This window comes from Bacteroidetes Order II. bacterium, assembly GCA_016788705.1.
Lineage (GTDB): Bacteria > Bacteroidota > Rhodothermia > Rhodothermales > UBA2364 > UBA2364.
Genome location: JAEUSQ010000049.1, coordinates 1 through 15,309, shown reverse-complemented (window position 1 = coordinate 15,309; position 15,309 = coordinate 1). Strand labels below are relative to the sequence as shown.

Genomic DNA, 15,309 nt, shown 5'->3' with positions numbered 1-15,309 from the left:
ATTTGATGAACTTGAAGGACAAACATATAACAGTTGTTGGCGCCGCACGAAGTGGTCTTGCGGTCGCGAAATTGCTTGCTCGTCATGCTGCAACCGTTTTTGTGACAGATCGGGGCGAAAACACCCAAAAGATCGCCCTCGAACTCGAACAAGCTGGCGTGGACTTCGAATTTGGCGGGCACTCGGATCGGGCGCTTCTTGCAGACTGGATGGTGATCAGTCCTGGGGTACCTACCACCACCCCACTCATTCAGCAAGCATTGGCAAAAGGCATCTCGGTGTTTTCCGAGGTCGAGGTGGCTTCTTGGTTTTGTAAAGCCCCCATTGTCGCCATTACGGGCACCAATGGTAAAACCACCACGACAACCCTTGCAGGCTATATCTTTGAAAAAGCTGGACATAAACCATTTATTGGTGGGAATATTGGTATTCCTTTTTCTGATCGTGCAGACCAATTAACCAGCGAACAGACCGTTATTCTGGAGGTCTCCAGTTTTCAATTAGATCATATAGACCGCTTTAAACCCAAAGTAAGCATCCTATTAAATATCACTCCCGATCATTTAGATCGGTACCAATATCGGTTCGAGAACTATGCGGGCAGTAAATTTCGTATTCACCAAAATCAACAAATGGGTGATTACGTGATCTACAATGCCGACGACGAGCTTTTGAATCGCCATTTTAACCCGATTGTGCAGACGGCACCTTTTACTTCCCTTGCACTGAGTATAGAAAAGGAAGTGCCCCAAGGCGCCTTTTTACGCAATCAAAACCTGATATTGCGCCTGGAAGGCCGAGAGGAGGTACTCATGAAAGCTGATGAAGTCTCCATCCGGGGTCGTCACAACCTCTACAATTCTCTTGCCGCTGCTGTTGCCGCACGGGTCATGGAAATTCGGTCAGAGGTCATCCGAGAAAGTCTTTCAACCTTCGAGGGGGTACCACACCGGCTTGAATTTGTTCGGGAATTGAACCAAGTCCGGTACTACAACGACTCCAAGGCCACCAACGTAAATGCAGTATGGTATGCCTTGGAAAGTTTCGAGGAACCTATTATTCTTTTGGCAGGTGGGCGCGATAAAGGAAACGACTATGGCCCATTACACCATTTGGTACACGAGAAAGTGCGTATGGTGATTGGGGTGGGGGATGAAAGCGGACACAAGGTGGTATCGGAACTGGGCTGCGCGGCCCAAGAAGCACGGTTTGCCACCAATATGGAGGAAGCTGTAGCCTTGGCTCACCAAGTAGCACAGGCGGGAGAAGTGGTACTTCTAAGTCCTGCATGTGCATCATTCGACCTCTTTGAAAATTATGAGCATCGTGGAGATGTCTTTAAAGCAGCGGTTCTTAATCTTTGAATCACATGAACCTCACCGCCGATAATCTTTTAGCTACCATAAAAAACCGATGGCCGGATATACGGAGCTGGCCATCAGCGGCATGGCGTCCTACACAGATAGACCGGACCATTTTGGGTACTATTCTGGCCCTAAGTCTGGTCGGAATTGTCGCCGTTTACAGTGCAACGGCTTATCTGGCTGCTTCCAACGGTACCAGTACCGAGGGCTTGTTATTAGAACACCTGGTTCGATTGGTCATTGCTATCGGGGCAATGATCGTATTTAGCCAGATTGACTATCATGTAGTAGCCCGTTTTAGTAAATTAGGGATTTTTGCATCGGTATTCTTGCTTATCTGGGTCTTGATTCAAGGCGACTGGCAAGGCGGTGCACGGCGGGCTATTTTTGGCTTTCGTCCTTCAGACATTGCGCGTTTTGCACTCATCGTCCATGTTGCGGTACTCCTTACCCGCAAGCAGTTGTATATACAACACTTTGGACGCGGTTTCCTACCCGTTATGGCTTGGGGGGTAATTATTACCATCCTGATCGGTGCACAAAACGTTTCGACGGCAATGGTTTTGCTGATAACTGTTCTGATTATGGGGTTTATCGGACGCATGAAATTGGTTCATTTGGGCAGTTTGTTGGGCCTTGGTCTGCTACTCGCAGTGGTGATGCTCTTGTTATTCCCCGCACGCGCAGAACGTGTTGAGAGCTATTTGGGCCTCCGGCTCTTTTCCCACACCAACGAAGAAACGGTGTTTAGTAATCGGGGAGAGCGCTTCCAAATACTACAAGCCCAAATAGCCATCGCCAACGGCAGTCTAACCGGAAAAGGAATCGGCAAAAGTACCCAAAAAGATTGGATTCCTGCGGCATATAGCGATTTCATTTTTGCAATCATTGCAGAAGAATTTGGGATTCTTGGCGCCCTGATTGTTCTGGCCCTTTTGGGCATTTTTCTCTATCGTGGTTTTGTACACACTGCCCGAAATGCCCCCGATCCATTAGGATTTTTTCTGGCATCGGGTATTTCACTTACCATTGGCCTTTATGGCTTGGTACATGTGTGCGTAAATATCGGTTTGATGCCCGTTACCGGCCTCCCCTTCCCATTTGTGTCTTGGGGAGGCACCTCACTCATTGTCACCGGAATCATGGTGGGCGTTTTGTTGAATATTTCCGGACAACGGTTTGCGCCTAAAAAACGGGAACAAAAAACCAAAGAGGCATGAAACGATCCCCCAGAATACTCCTCGCTGGCGGCGGAACCGGAGGCCATGTATATCCCGCGATTGCGATCGCAGATGCCATCCGAGTACTGGCCCCCGATGCTGTGATTGCGTTCGCTGGCACCAAAGACCGGATAGAATGGGAAGCGGTTCCAAAGGCTGGATACGAAATCCATCCAATTACTATTTCCGGGGTTCAGCGGTCGTTCTCGGTCGAGAGCATCAAACGGAACCTAAAATTCCCATTTAAACTCGCCGCAGGCTTGGCGCAGAGTTGGCGGTTGGTGAAGGGATTTGATCCGGACATTGTTGTTGGAACTGGTGGGTATGTTTCCGGACCGGTATTGCGCATGGCGAGCCTTCAAGGAAAACCCATTGTATTACAAGAGCAAAATGCCTATGCCGGTGTAACCAATAAACTGCTTGGGCAAAAGGCCGCCCGGATTCATGTGGCATTCGAGGAGGCCAAATCCTACTTCCCAGCGGCTAAATGTGTGTTGAGCGGCAATCCAACCCGTAAAATCCTTCAAGACCTGAATCGGGAAGAGGCCCGAAAACACTGGGACCTGCCTGCCCATGCAACGGTTCTTTTGATGTTTGGCGGCTCTCTGGGAAGCCCCGTACTGAATAAAGCCATGCAACGCGCCTATGAAACCCTCCTTAAAGAGGAGAACCTCTTCCTGCTCTGGCAAACCGGGAAACAATGGTATGATCGCTTACACGCGGAACTGCCCCAACATCCGAGACTGCGCCTGATGAAATACCTTGATCGTATGGAATATGCCTATGCCGCTGCCGATCTTGTAGTGTGCCGCGCTGGGGCTATTTCGTGCAGTGAATTGATGGTAACTGGAAGTCCTGCTGTGTTGATTCCTTCCCCGCATGTTGCAGAGGATCATCAAACCAAAAATGCCCGCTCGATGGAAAGGGCAGGTGCAGCCAAAGTCTTGCCAGAAACAGAACTACAGACTGAATATGGTTTTTTAGCCACCATTCAAGCGTTGCTCCATCATGAAGCGGAAAGAAACAGAATGCGCACCGCAGCCCAAAATCTTGCAAAACCAGATGCTGCCGAAACCATTGCAAAAGACATTCTAAACTTGTGTCTATCTTAAAAAATCAACCTCCTGAAACAATAAAAAAATGCCAAGACCCAGACGCAAACAAAAGCCATTAGGCCGCATCAAACGAATCCACATGATTGGAATCGGTGGAATTGGCATGAGTTCCATTGCCGAAGTATTGATTTCACGCGGATTTGAAGTTTCCGGCTCCGACCTTGCTTCCACCGAGACCACTCGTAGGTTGGAAAAACGTGGCGCCAAAATTTTTGAAGGCCATTTTGCCGAAAATGTAATTGGAGCAGACGTTGTAGTGTATTCATCGGCGGTAAAAGTAAAAGAAAACCCCGAAACCCAAGAGGCCAACCGATTACGCATTCCTCTCATCGGACGCCCGGAGATGTTGGGTGAATTGATGCGGATGAAATATGGCATCGGCATTGCAGGGACGCATGGCAAAACCACCACCACTTCGCTTACAGGACTGGTGATCTCGGAAGGAGACTTCGACCCAACCATTATTGTTGGCGGGAAAGTCTCTGTTTTTGGCTCCAATGCGGTATCTGGTGAAGGCGATATCATCATTATCGAAGCCGATGAATATGACCGAACGTTTCTTCGACTCACTCCCATTGTGGCTGTAATCACTAATATCGAGGCTGAACATTTAGATATTTATGCAGATTTAGACGATATTAAAGATGCCTTTACACAATATGCAAACAAAGTCCCGTTCTTTGGCCGGGTTATTGCTTGTTTAGACGATGAAAATGTGCAAGACATCTTAGGTAATATTGATCGCCCGGTGGTCACCTATGGAACAGCAAGGCAAGCGAATATCCGCGCAGACGAAATCCGGAAAGACGGCATGGAACAACATTTTGGGGTATGGCACAACGACACTTTCCTCGGTGAAATCAACCTTCATGTACCAGGAATCCATAATGTCCGAAATGCCTTGGCCGCTATTGCTGTTGGCTTAGAGATGGAAATGCCCTTTGAGAGCATTGTATCAGGGCTGGATAAATTTACGGGGGTGCAGCGAAGATTCCAACTAAAAGGGGTCGAAAATGACATCTATGTGATAGATGATTATGCCCACCACCCCACCGAGGTAAAGGCCACCCTAAAAGCCGCCAATGAAGGTTGGCGTACCAAACGGATTGTAGCCGTTTTCCAACCACACCTATACTCTCGAACCGAGGACTTTAAAGAGGAATTTGCACGGGCTTTTTTCAATGCAGATTTACTGGTCATAACTGATGTTTTTCCGTCGAGAGAGGCCCCCCGACCAGGCATCACAGGTGCCCTGATTGCAGACTTGGCCAAACATTACGGGCATCGTCATGTTCATTATGTGGAGGACAAAAAAGAACTTCCGCAATACCTAAAAGACCTGACCCAGCCCGGTGATGTCGTGATTACCATGGGCGCCGGGGATATTTGGCGGTATGGCGAAGCCTTTCTGCAATTGATTTCCAATGGAGAGAACGATGGCACAGGATCCGCTTGATGTATTCAAAGCACGGCCGGCCCATCTGGGCAACCGCCGGATTCCCCCACCAGATACCACTCCCCCGGTGGAAACGCAGCCTTCCCGACGTTTTGACGGGCGCGTATGGTTGCAAAACCGGAAAATGTGGTTGGTAGGGGTAGGACTTCTGATCGTTGTATTGGGGGTGTTTTACCTTTGGCAGGACTTCGTACCGCTGAAAGGCGTTGAATTTACTAATGCACAATATGCCGATCTCACGGAACTGCGTAAATTAATCCCGATCGCCGACGGACAAAAAACCATGGCCGAGGTGGAGGCAGACGCGATCATCACGCTGGTAAAACGACACCCTTGGGTAAAAGATGCCACGGTTAGTAAAGGATTAAATGGTATTCTCGAAGTGGAAATCACCGAAAAAAAACCCGTTTTATTGGTGTTAAACCAAGATGGCGTCCCCCAATATTATATGGATGAAAGTGGCTACCCTATGAACTGGGTGCGGGGTGCAAGTTTTGACGTGTTGCCTATTTCCGGTAATACACCAAGATATCAACCCGGTAAAAAAGTACCCAATGGCACCTTATTGACGCTTGCTCAAGACTTAGCCAAATTATCAGACCAAGTCACCGCCCTAATCGCTTCCCTTGAACTACGGCCTGATGGTCGTGTCGTTGGACGCGCCGCGTCTATTAACCAAAACATTCCACCCAGAATTGAACTGGGCAAAAATAGATTTGAAGATAGACTGCTCACGCTAAAAGCTTTCTGGAACCAGTCTGTTTTACCATACCCGCAAAAAAATATTCGTGAAATAGATTTGCGTTGGGAAGGACAGGTGGTTACGAATGAACCGAATGAGCAGAAATAATCGGTTTGGATTAATGTTTTTTTTATATTCCTGATGACATAAATCAGACAAAAAAAATTATATCATGCAAGAGCGAATCGTAGTTGGCTTAGATATCGGAACCACCAAAGTTTGTGCGGTGGTGGCTGCCCCTGATGAAATGGGCCGTGTAAATATTCTGGGACTGGGCGAAGCACCATCCGAGGGGCTTAACCGTGGCGTGGTGGTGAATATTGACAAAACCGTTCAGGCCATTCGCAAAGCCGTAAACGATGCCGCCCATGCAGCTGGTGTTCAGGTGGAAAGCGTGGTGGTGGGCATTGCTGGCGACCACATCCAGAGTTTTCAAAGCCGTGGCGTGGTCACCATTTCCAGTAAAAATGGCATCATTAGCCCAAAAGATGTGGCCCGTTTGCTGGAAGATACCACACATGTTGCCCTTCCAACAGATCGGCGCATCCTACATGTAGTGCCTCAGGAATTTATTGTGGATGGCCAAGATGGCGTGTTGGACCCCGTCGGCATGAGTGGGGTACGCTTGGAAGCCAATGTACACATCATTTCTGGCCTCGTCACGGCAGCCCGTAATATCTTTACTTGTGTAGAACGTGCTGGCTATCAGGTTGCCGATATTGTATTGGAACCACTGGCCTCCGCACATGCCGTACTGTATCCGGAAGAAAAAGAAATTGGGGTGGTACTCGTGGACATTGGCGGAGGAACAACGGATGTGGCCATTTTCGAGGACAATACCATACGTCATACAGCGGTGATTGGGGTCGCGGGAAATAAAGTGACGGATGATGTGCGGAAAGGACTGGGCGTGATGCGTGAACATGCCGAACAACTTAAACGACAATTCGGACAAGCCATTGCCGGATTTGTGGATGAGGAAGTGGAAATTGTAATCCCTGGTGTAGGAGAATATGGCGAAAAACGGATTAGACAAAGTACATTGGCCCAAATCATCCAACCAAGGCTTGAAGAAATTTTGGAATTTGTCCAGATCGAAATCAAACGAAGTGGTCACGGAAGACACATGGCAGGCGTTGTACTAACAGGCGGTGGTTCCCAAATTCCCGAAACAGCAGAATTGGCTATGGAGGTATTAGGGATGAATACAGCCCGCATCGGACGTCCGGTAGGACTGGGTGGAGGACTGGTAGATGAGGTCCAAAACCCAAAATATGCAACCGCTGTTGGCCTCACTTTGTATGGCCTTAAACCAGAAACCATTGGGGGTGTTGCGTTTTCTTCTCGTGGATTGGAGGCCACAGAAGACCATGAAGGTCAGGAGGAAAGCCAAACCCAAAAAATATGGAACCGCATGAAGCTATGGTTTCGTGAGTTCTAAACCTTAAAAACTGTTTTAATCTAATAATTTTGCAAAAAAGCTGACTATCAGCAATCTATATCGTTTCTTTGGAGGGAGTATGAATACCAATAACACACGCTCAACGGGGGAAGAGCGTCCGAACAACCCGATCAGTAATATGTTCACTTATGTGGGAGACGAACTGAACAAAGACGCGGTAATTCGCGTCATCGGCGTAGGTGGGGGGGGCGGTAATGCCCTAAATAACATGGCCAAACAAGGCATTAAGGGCATCGAGTTTGTGGCTGTAAATACCGATGCCCAAGACCTGATGGCCAATAAAGCCCACGTAAAGATTCAAGCCGGACGATCCCTGACCAAGGGATTGGGTGCAGGCGCACGACCAGATATCGGCGCCCAAGCCGTTGAAGAAGCACGACAGGAAGTGGAGCAAGCCCTGAAAGGCTGCGATATGGTGTTTATTACCGCCGGAATGGGGGGAGGCACAGGGACAGGAGGGGCACCAGCCGTTGCACAGATCGCCCGAAAAATGGACATTTTGACCGTGGCCATCGTCACCCGCCCATTCACTTTTGAAGGACGAAAACGGATGCAATTTGCCATGCAAGGAATTGATGCCCTAAAACAATACGTGGATGCCCTGATCGTCATTCCAAACGACCGCGTGGTAGATGTGATCGAGACCAACACCCCTGTGGAAGTTGCCCTGGCAAAGGTGGACGAAGTCCTCTATAATTCTACACGCGGCATCAGTGACCTCATTACCACGCATGGTCTGATTAACCTCGACTTCGCAGACGTAAAAACCATCATGAAAGATGGCGGAATGGCTTTGATTGGCTCGGCAGTGGCTTCGGGAGAAAACCGCGCCGAAAAAGCAGCTATGGCTGCCATTCGCAGCCCACTATTAGATGGCCTCTCCATCCGAAATGCCAAAAGTGTTTTGGTCAATATTACAGCGGGCCGCTCACTCACCATTAAAGAAGCCACGGTGGCCACCGAAATCATTAAGAAAGAAGTGGGAGACGACATTGGCGAAGATGAAATCATCTTCGGTATGGTGGTCTCAGAAGAGATGGGAGATGACTTGCGGGTTACCGTCGTGGCAACACGCTTTGATGAAGTCGAAGATATACTGATACAGCCTAAAAAATCCATCGCCGAAGTGGCGACTCCCACTGCCATACCAGAAGTATCAGCCCCTGCCCAACCATTGATGCCTCCTTCGGTTCAAGAACCGCCGACAACAGGCCAACATGCTCCTCGGACCGAAACCTTGCCGCGCCGCGAGTTTTACCATACAGTTCCTGCGTATAAAGGAGAGCAAGCGCTCAAAGACTTGGATGTCCCGGCTTATCAGCGCCGTCTCGGCGTGAATCCGGCGGAAGAAACGCCTCAACCGCCTCCCGCCCCCACACCAGATGAGCGTAGCCCAGCCATGAAAATACTCCGGTTAAGCGCCGAAGACCGGAACGCAAAAAAAGCACAACCGAAGCGGGATGATGACAATCCTACGTTCTTGCGTAATATGATGGACTAAGCCCGCCTCCCCGTACATCACCTCTCCTTCAAAAAAGGACCCTCCAAAGAAGGAAGCCCCGCCCATCCCTCCACAAGCGGGGCTTCTTGTACATAAAAAAAGAAGCCATCGGGCCATTATTGGTTCCCGACGGCTTTTTTCTCACCCAAACACCAAAAGGAAGTAATTTTCAGATTATGCGGCGATTCCCATCATGTTTTGCTGCCACGCATTGCGGTCGGAGTCCCCTTTTTTTTCAGACAGTGCCTTATTGACCGATGCAATAAGTGCCTCTCTTTCGGCCTTAGTCAGCCGACCAGAATCCATAAAGCCCATTAATTTATTCCAGGCAGTTTCCGAGATTTGGCCAGCCAGATAACGGGCGAAGAGGAGGGTCATGGCGGAGCCGGCTACGGCATCCATCGAAACAGGATAGGAAGTGGTCATGGTCGTAGTGGTTTTTCGGTTTACAATTGGTTTTACCGTTAATATTTCAATTTCCCTGCCATTTTTTGCGTTCTCTACGGAGAAACTAAAAACGAGGTTGCAAAACGACCTTCTGAATACCGTGAAAGCCCTTTTTTTTTCGGTCAACTCCTCTTTTAGGAAGACCAACGGCTCACAGATCATTAAAAGGTGTATAATTTGATGGGCAGTGGTGTCTAAAAAAGAACGCTCCCTAAAAAACGTAACCTATCCGGAAAACAATCTCTGGTGAATGTTGTATTTTAGCGTTGTCCGCTTAAAAATATGGGGTTGTCTATGCTTAAAAATATATTGGCCGTGTTGGCCGGGCTGCTTTCAGCCATCATCATCGTTACCATCGGAGACGCAGTAGCCGGATACCTCGCCCCCCCACCCTTTGGGTCAGACCTAAAAAACCCGGATACACTAAAAACCTACATCCAAGGCATCCCTGACCCTATTTTAGCGCTCATGCTGCTTTTCTGGCTTTCCTCCTCCCTTGTAGCCGGCTATGTCTCGGCACGTATTGCCCCGGCGGCTGCCAGAACCCTCAGCCTGATCTGTGGTGGCATCTTATTGTTTGGCGCCCTCTTGAATATGACCATGCTGCCCCACCCCATCTGGATGATGATCTTGGCTGGAATTGGGTATATACCTGCAGCCTATGCTGGCGGTAAACTTGTTACATCAACCCCCTAAAACAAAGCCAGCCCCTAAAATCACCATGTTTATCAGCTTTGAAGGTATAGACGGTTCAGGAAAAACCACACAAGCCCACTTGCTTACGAAACGACTACAAGCGTCGGGAAAGGAGGTACTGTTATTACGAGAGCCAGGTGGAACCGACGTTTCTGAGAAGGTACGAGCCATTTTGTTGGATTCCTCCCTGCATATTGTCCCCTTTTCCGAAATGCTACTCTTCTCCGCTGCCCGTCGGCAGCTGTGCGAAACGGTCATTCTTCCCGCACTTCATGCCGGAAAAGTGGTTATTTGCGACCGTTACTTAGACTCCACCATCGCATACCAAGGGTATGGACGTACGGTGGCCGATCCCAACTGGGTGCACCAGTTCCAATTAGCTGTTACCGACAACCTACTGCCCTCCCGCACGTATTTAGTAGATGTACCGATTACACTTGCTACCCAAAGACGCAGGATCCGCACAGCAGACCGCATTGAACAATCCGGTCAAGCTTTTTTTGAACGGGTAAGAAGTGCATATATCCAAATGGCAGAACAAGAAGCGGATCGGTTCAGGTCTTTGGATGGAACTTTGTCTCCAGAAGCCATTCACAACTTAATTTGGCAGGATGTTCAATCACTGCTCGGAACGGAAGACCGGGATTGAAGGTTATTCTTTAAATCGTCCGTAAATGAATGAGCATACCAATTCACCTGTGCTTACACCCAAGACTTTTTGGCCCAGAACCGATTTCTCCATGAACCTACCCGATATGTCCCCAAGTCCACAAGAGGCCCGCATGATCAACATCCGCGAGCACTTTAGGGCATTCCTGAAAAACCGAAACCAACGACAAACACCGGAACGGTTTACCATTCTGGAGGAAATATATAAGTTGAATGATCACTTTGATGCCGATGAATTGTATGTACACCTAAAGGGCAAAGGCGTGAACATTAGCCGGGCAACCGTTTACAATACCTTAGAACTACTCTTGGCCTCCAACTTAGTGGTCCGACATCAATTTGGACAAAATCAGGCCAAATATGAAGGGGCTTATCGGTATCGCCAACACGATCACCTGATTTGTCTGGATTGCAACCACGTCTTGGAATACTGCGACCCGCGCATCCAAGCCATACAAGAAATGGTGGCACAAATCCTGAACTTCGAAATCACCCACCATGCCCTTCATATGTACGGACATTGTAAACGGGACAACTGCGAATTTAGGGCAAGAAAAGGACTCGCGGGAGGTTAATGTTTTGTTACTTCACTTGCAACCCGAAGGAACTTTTCCGTAATTTAATCTGCGATATGAAAATACATCTCTGGATCATATTATTCCTGAGCGCAATCGGTACAGGAGCCTCTTTTTTTGGGGTTTCGCTCACCCGATTCGAAGGGCGCTTCCAAAATGAAGAGGTTACCATATTCTGGCAAGTGAGCGATGATATGCCTATACGTGAATACATCTTGGAACGGAAATCACGTTACGAAAACGGTTTTCGCGAAATAAAACGCCTCAATGCAGATGGTTCACGCTCTTATCAATACCGAGATGCGGACCTCTACAAAGACAATGTGCTTTCTTCAGAACAAGTCCAATATCGTCTGCGCATACTCGAAAAAGACGGAACCCTTACAACCAGTCCCATTTTAAATGTCAATTACTTCCCAACCGCCATTCGTCGCACTTGGGGCAGCATCAAGGCCATGTTCCAATAATTGGACACAATCGTTTTTCCAATTCTTACAGATTTCCCGACTCAATACCTCCGTTTATGTTGTAGATTTGTGAAAAACTTGGAGAAAAAGACGTGTCTAAAAATCTTTTGATTCCTGCTTCCATCGTACAACGCATGATTGCCCGAATGGCACACGAAGTGGTGGAGCGTAACCGTGGTGCAGAAAACATACTTTTATTAGGTATTATCCCACGTGGCGCTGTTGTTGCATTTCATTTTGCCCAAGCTATTTTCGAAATCACCGGACATCGGCCAGAAATATTGACCTTAGACGTTAACCCATTTCGGTATCAACCCCTTCCTTCCGGCAAACCCTATCCCGCGTTTCAAGCCTCTACCGAAGGCAAAGATCTTTTATTGGTGGACGACGTATTGTTCTCTGGTCTAACCATTCGGGCGGCCCTCGAAGCCATTAAACCCAGTGGACGACCCCATTCAGTGCAACTGGCTGTCCTGATAGACCGGGGCCACCGAAAATGGCCCTTGCAGCCAGATTATTGTGGACGTTATATCCCAACCAAACATCAAGAACAAATTTTAGTGGATGACGCTCAGAATCTGGCCGTTTTTTTGGAGGAATAGACGTCCTGTAAGAACATTTTACCGACCCAAATGCTTTGCAATCCTATATACAATAGGGGGTTCGGCAAAATAACCCCGACATCTTCGTAGGAAACACGGCCACAAGACACAAAAAAGGGGCGTAGCCCTGCCATCTAACCAACCCCGTTGCTGGGGTTAGTGCGTTACGGAAGGTTATTCATATCCTAAAGAGTACCCCAAAGCGTCCCCATAATACTTTTTTTCCTCGTCAACGTAGCCTAATAAAAAATACAACTCCCTCCTTACATTTAATCTCACTTTATGACGGAACCCATTTTCTGTAATCCCTATTTCAAACCTTTTTTTATATGCCTTTATAGGTCTTTTGAGGAAAATAAGCTCGCTTCTTTGGAACCTTTCATTACGGTTCTGGGCTACTCCGTCATTCAGGGTAGGAATTTGATTTTTAATGCTGATTAAAATCGTATGTTCATCTATTTTAAATGCCTTTATTTTAATGTAAAGATAGCCATGTCCAGTACGCTTAAATGAAGAAACGGTCCAAAAAGAATGGCCATTTAGGTCAAATGTAACCATTCTATTGTCCATAGTATCATGTAAATCAATCTCGAAAATTAAAGACTGCCCCCAACTGATAAAAGGGCTGAACGAAAAGATGAGTACAAGAATATACTTACTCTTCTTAATGCCATGGCAACTGTTTCCGCCCATTTAGTTTTCCTCCTTCATATTGGTTTATAATGTGGTTTATCTGTGGTATTACAAGATTTAGCCCTGCTATTTTTTTAACTGTAGAGGTCATAAGATTCCCTTTAGGATCAATATTTTTAGGCATCGTATATCGCTCCCCAGGATGACGCACAAGCCCCATGCTATGCCCAAGTTCATGAACGGCTGTCCGCTCAAGCGATGCTTTACCGTCTTTTGTCTTCCCGCTTTTGTTTTCTTTATCCCGTGCATTATCCAAGATTTTACTGGACACTTCAATAAACCGTTGTCCGGGTTCAGCAGAACCGTGTGCTCCTAATCCTTCACGTATTGCAAGTACATGATCTGTAGATTTTATATCGTCCACACTACTGGCAACTGTTAATTGCAAATTCGCTGTAATAACCGTTTTAGCGTCTTTATCCTCGAAAGAAAATAGCTCGTTAAAAGACTCCATTATCCGGTCTGCATATCCACCCATCTTTTCTTGTTGCTCATTGGTTAAAGAGCTTGGTTTATTCAAACCTGCGTTTCCAGTTAGGTCTATTAAGGTCGCTGTAACTTGGATATGCACATACCGTGTGCCATTCTCATTTTTTATAGTAATAATTACCTCTTTCCCATCCGGATCCACCATGCCGAGTGGGTTGTTCATCACATAATTATGCGGGTGTAGCCGATTGATAGAGCGAAAACGTGACACTTAAGGGGCGCTTCATGTGACTTAAATGATTAATCGGTATATTCTATAAATATCTTATCCTTTTTGTTAAAGACATACTTCACTTCATAGCTATTGTTTTCAAGACGTTCCGTATCCACATAAAAAACATTTAATTCAAGAGGATTAGACATATTTAAAAAGTAATAACTTTTAAGGCCATGCCCAGTATTAGGGTTTATACAACCCATAGAATAGAAAGGTGTCTTGCTTAAAATAATAGAAGGAGACTTGTGTATATTAAATTTTTCATCTATCGCGTAAATATGTAATTCTTTTCTGATTTCACAAAAAGGACGTGTTTTAGCCCATTCGTTATCAAGTGTATCTTCATCATTAAGCGTGGTTACAAATAAATACATAATACCATCTTGCTGATGACGTTCTACTTTCTCAATAGCACCTAAAGGTTCACGATATTTTACACGCCCTAATAGGGGGAACTGAATTTTAGGATCTATTTTAACCAACAATATTTCTCCTTCGTTCAGACCGAAATGTCCGGATAAAATATGGATCACAAAAAAAGATGAATCCTCCTTATCCTTATCAATACCAACATTACTTTCGCAAGAAAATTTTACATTTTCCCAGTGGGCACGGGCATCGAATGTAGTATCTGCGACATTTTTTCCCCATTTGCCCCAAATAAATGCAGAAGGGGTATAAGCATAAAATTTTCCATATCTTTCAGAATACTGTTGGGAAGAGGCATATTCAATACGATTGTAGCCCAACCCATATCCTTCTTCAAAACGTATTTCTTTGCAAATAGGTTGCGCCAAAATACTCGTAAATAGCTGAGCGCTAAACACTATGCAGAAAGTAAAAAGTAGTTTATTAATGAACATATACCCCATTAAGATTTACTTGTTTTTTTGGGTCTCCCATAAAGTCTTGAATTGCTTTATCATATTTCCCGTTAGCATATTTAGCGCCTACTATGTGTAATGCCTTTTGTTGTGCTGGTGTAAGGCTATAAAAATTAGAAGGATATACAATTGTATAGGCTGGTATTGTGCTGAGGTCTTTTGCTACGTTGGCATTGCTTGGCGAGTTGTACTCTGTCGCCCCATCCGCAATATTTGTTTTGACGGTAAAAACCATCAATGAAACAGACAATGCTTGTACAAAACTTTTACGGGCTCTGGTGTCATTGTCACTAAAAGTACTAAACTTCCCTTCTTTTGCAAAATCCAGTTTTGCCCTATGGTCATCCCATGTGCGGTATTTAGATTTTTCATCACTACCTTTAGCCATTACAATATCAAATGTGGTTTTTCCTCCATATTCTTCGGCTCCTTGCTTTTTTCATTCGCAGCAACAACCCGATTACGTATTGATTCTGCAACAACCTGCATTAATTCTCTACTTTTTCCACTCATCTCACCGTAAACAGTAAGTGCAACATTCATAATACCATAATTGACAAGTTTATTACCTAAGTACATGACAAAAAAGCTTTTCCGCCATGTTGCCTATCTTGTGGGTTCTGACATCTACAAGATTATGGCAACAAAAGCGAAAAAGCTGGCTCAATATAGTGAGCTACAAGATTTTTTTAGTAAAGAACTTCGGCTCA

The 15,309-nt window shown here is 46.3% G+C and carries 18 protein-coding genes; 12 read left to right on the top strand and 6 right to left on the bottom strand.

The window, feature by feature from the left end; genetic code table 11:
• The first annotated feature begins 5 nt into the window (after window positions 1-5).
• From JNN12_12380 to ftsZ, 7 genes are all read left to right on the top strand, one after another.
• A complete protein-coding gene (locus JNN12_12380; protein MBL7979130.1) occupies window positions 6-1,364 on the top strand; it encodes a UDP-N-acetylmuramoyl-L-alanine--D-glutamate ligase in 1,359 nt (452 codons plus the stop codon).
• A 5-nt stretch (window positions 1,365-1,369) separates the two neighbouring features.
• Window positions 1,370-2,584, top strand: a complete 1,215-nt coding sequence (locus JNN12_12375) for an FtsW/RodA/SpoVE family cell cycle protein (protein MBL7979129.1) — start codon at window positions 1,370-1,372, stop codon at window positions 2,582-2,584.
• Entirely contained in the window at window positions 2,581-3,696 is a 1,116-nt protein-coding gene (murG, locus tag JNN12_12370; protein MBL7979128.1) for an undecaprenyldiphospho-muramoylpentapeptide beta-N-acetylglucosaminyltransferase, read from the top strand. The genes JNN12_12375 and murG overlap by 4 nt, the downstream gene beginning before the upstream one ends.
• Before the next feature lie 28 nt (window positions 3,697-3,724).
• Entirely contained in the window at window positions 3,725-5,155 is a 1,431-nt protein-coding gene (locus JNN12_12365) for a UDP-N-acetylmuramate--L-alanine ligase (GenBank protein MBL7979127.1), read from the top strand.
• Entirely contained in the window at window positions 5,136-6,005 is an 870-nt protein-coding gene (locus tag JNN12_12360) for an FtsQ-type POTRA domain-containing protein (protein ID MBL7979126.1), read from the top strand. The genes JNN12_12365 and JNN12_12360 overlap by 20 nt, the downstream gene beginning before the upstream one ends.
• Window positions 6,006-6,069: 64 nt before the next feature.
• Complete coding sequence (gene ftsA, locus JNN12_12355) at window positions 6,070-7,338, top strand: cell division protein FtsA (GenBank protein ID MBL7979125.1); 1,269 nt, start codon at window positions 6,070-6,072, stop codon at window positions 7,336-7,338.
• Window positions 7,339-7,417: 79 nt separating this feature from the next.
• A complete protein-coding gene (ftsZ, locus tag JNN12_12350; GenBank protein MBL7979124.1) occupies window positions 7,418-8,860 on the top strand; it encodes a cell division protein FtsZ in 1,443 nt (480 codons plus the stop codon).
• Window positions 8,861-9,034: 174 nt separating this feature from the next.
• Here ftsZ and JNN12_12345 read toward each other — a convergent pair whose 3' ends face one another.
• Window positions 9,035-9,286 carry a hypothetical protein gene (locus tag JNN12_12345; GenBank protein MBL7979123.1) on the bottom strand — a complete coding sequence of 84 codons (252 nt, stop codon included), beginning with the start codon at window positions 9,284-9,286 and terminating at the stop codon, window positions 9,035-9,037.
• 315 nt (window positions 9,287-9,601) lie between these two features.
• Between JNN12_12345 and JNN12_12340 the strand changes: the two genes are divergently transcribed.
• The 5 genes from JNN12_12340 (at window position 9,602) to pyrR (ending at window position 12,316) form a co-directional block, all read left to right on the top strand.
• Window positions 9,602-10,003, top strand: coding sequence for a hypothetical protein (locus JNN12_12340; protein ID MBL7979122.1), 402 nt, complete (start codon window positions 9,602-9,604; stop codon window positions 10,001-10,003).
• Between the two features lie 25 nt (window positions 10,004-10,028).
• The gene (tmk, locus tag JNN12_12335) at window positions 10,029-10,652 is read left to right on the top strand and encodes a dTMP kinase (protein ID MBL7979121.1); all 624 of its coding nucleotides are present in this window, start codon (window positions 10,029-10,031) and stop codon (window positions 10,650-10,652) included.
• A gap of 106 nt (window positions 10,653-10,758) precedes the next feature.
• Complete coding sequence (locus JNN12_12330) at window positions 10,759-11,247, top strand: transcriptional repressor (protein ID MBL7979120.1); 489 nt, start codon at window positions 10,759-10,761, stop codon at window positions 11,245-11,247.
• Window positions 11,248-11,303: 56 nt separating this feature from the next.
• Complete coding sequence (locus tag JNN12_12325) at window positions 11,304-11,714, top strand: hypothetical protein (protein MBL7979119.1); 411 nt, start codon at window positions 11,304-11,306, stop codon at window positions 11,712-11,714.
• A 92-nt stretch (window positions 11,715-11,806) separates the two neighbouring features.
• Window positions 11,807-12,316, top strand: a complete 510-nt coding sequence (pyrR, locus tag JNN12_12320; protein ID MBL7979118.1) for a bifunctional pyr operon transcriptional regulator/uracil phosphoribosyltransferase PyrR — start codon at window positions 11,807-11,809, stop codon at window positions 12,314-12,316.
• Between the two features lie 174 nt (window positions 12,317-12,490).
• Here pyrR and JNN12_12315 read toward each other — a convergent pair whose 3' ends face one another.
• The 5 genes from JNN12_12315 to JNN12_12295 all read right to left on the bottom strand — a co-directional run bounded on the left by JNN12_12315 (window position 12,491) and on the right by JNN12_12295 (window position 15,178).
• Window positions 12,491-12,874: a hypothetical protein gene (locus JNN12_12315; GenBank protein ID MBL7979117.1), complete on the bottom strand. Its 384-nt coding sequence runs from the start codon at window positions 12,872-12,874 to the stop codon at window positions 12,491-12,493.
• A 106-nt stretch (window positions 12,875-12,980) separates the two neighbouring features.
• Complete coding sequence (locus tag JNN12_12310; GenBank protein MBL7979116.1) at window positions 12,981-13,661, bottom strand: hypothetical protein; 681 nt, start codon at window positions 13,659-13,661, stop codon at window positions 12,981-12,983.
• A gap of 77 nt (window positions 13,662-13,738) precedes the next feature.
• Window positions 13,739-14,578, bottom strand: a complete 840-nt coding sequence (locus tag JNN12_12305; protein MBL7979115.1) for a hypothetical protein — start codon at window positions 14,576-14,578, stop codon at window positions 13,739-13,741.
• Window positions 14,568-14,987: a hypothetical protein gene (locus JNN12_12300; GenBank protein MBL7979114.1), complete on the bottom strand. Its 420-nt coding sequence runs from the start codon at window positions 14,985-14,987 to the stop codon at window positions 14,568-14,570. The genes JNN12_12305 and JNN12_12300 overlap by 11 nt, the downstream gene beginning before the upstream one ends.
• Window positions 14,987-15,178: a hypothetical protein gene (locus tag JNN12_12295; protein ID MBL7979113.1), complete on the bottom strand. Its 192-nt coding sequence runs from the start codon at window positions 15,176-15,178 to the stop codon at window positions 14,987-14,989. The genes JNN12_12300 and JNN12_12295 overlap by 1 nt, the downstream gene beginning before the upstream one ends.
• Window positions 15,179-15,309 lie beyond the last annotated feature (131 nt).

What these genes read in the sequence shown, in the direction of transcription:
- JNN12_12380 (MBL7979130.1), top strand. Translation starts at nt 6, where the DNA reads ATGAACTTGAAGGACAAACATATAACAGTTGTTGGCGCCGCACGAAGT.
- JNN12_12375 (MBL7979129.1), top strand. Translation starts at nt 1,370, where the DNA reads ATGAACCTCACCGCCGATAATCTTTTAGCTACCATAAAAAACCGATGG.
- murG (MBL7979128.1), top strand. Translation starts at nt 2,581, where the DNA reads ATGAAACGATCCCCCAGAATACTCCTCGCTGGCGGCGGAACCGGAGGC.
- JNN12_12365 (MBL7979127.1), top strand. Translation starts at nt 3,725, where the DNA reads ATGCCAAGACCCAGACGCAAACAAAAGCCATTAGGCCGCATCAAACGA.
- JNN12_12360 (MBL7979126.1), top strand. Translation starts at nt 5,136, where the DNA reads ATGGCACAGGATCCGCTTGATGTATTCAAAGCACGGCCGGCCCATCTG.
- ftsA (MBL7979125.1), top strand. Translation starts at nt 6,070, where the DNA reads ATGCAAGAGCGAATCGTAGTTGGCTTAGATATCGGAACCACCAAAGTT.
- ftsZ (MBL7979124.1), top strand. Translation starts at nt 7,418, where the DNA reads ATGAATACCAATAACACACGCTCAACGGGGGAAGAGCGTCCGAACAAC.
- JNN12_12345 (MBL7979123.1), bottom strand. Translation starts at nt 9,286, where the DNA reads ATGACCACTTCCTATCCTGTTTCGATGGATGCCGTAGCCGGCTCCGCC.
- JNN12_12340 (MBL7979122.1), top strand. Translation starts at nt 9,602, where the DNA reads ATGCTTAAAAATATATTGGCCGTGTTGGCCGGGCTGCTTTCAGCCATC.
- tmk (MBL7979121.1), top strand. Translation starts at nt 10,029, where the DNA reads ATGTTTATCAGCTTTGAAGGTATAGACGGTTCAGGAAAAACCACACAA.
- JNN12_12330 (MBL7979120.1), top strand. Translation starts at nt 10,759, where the DNA reads ATGTCCCCAAGTCCACAAGAGGCCCGCATGATCAACATCCGCGAGCAC.
- JNN12_12325 (MBL7979119.1), top strand. Translation starts at nt 11,304, where the DNA reads ATGAAAATACATCTCTGGATCATATTATTCCTGAGCGCAATCGGTACA.
- JNN12_12315 (MBL7979117.1), bottom strand. Translation starts at nt 12,874, where the DNA reads ATGGTTACATTTGACCTAAATGGCCATTCTTTTTGGACCGTTTCTTCA.
- JNN12_12310 (MBL7979116.1), bottom strand. Translation starts at nt 13,661, where the DNA reads ATGAACAACCCACTCGGCATGGTGGATCCGGATGGGAAAGAGGTAATT.
- JNN12_12305 (MBL7979115.1), bottom strand. Translation starts at nt 14,578, where the DNA reads ATGTTCATTAATAAACTACTTTTTACTTTCTGCATAGTGTTTAGCGCT.
- JNN12_12300 (MBL7979114.1), bottom strand. Translation starts at nt 14,987, where the DNA reads ATGGCTAAAGGTAGTGATGAAAAATCTAAATACCGCACATGGGATGAC.
- JNN12_12295 (MBL7979113.1), bottom strand. Translation starts at nt 15,178, where the DNA reads ATGTACTTAGGTAATAAACTTGTCAATTATGGTATTATGAATGTTGCA.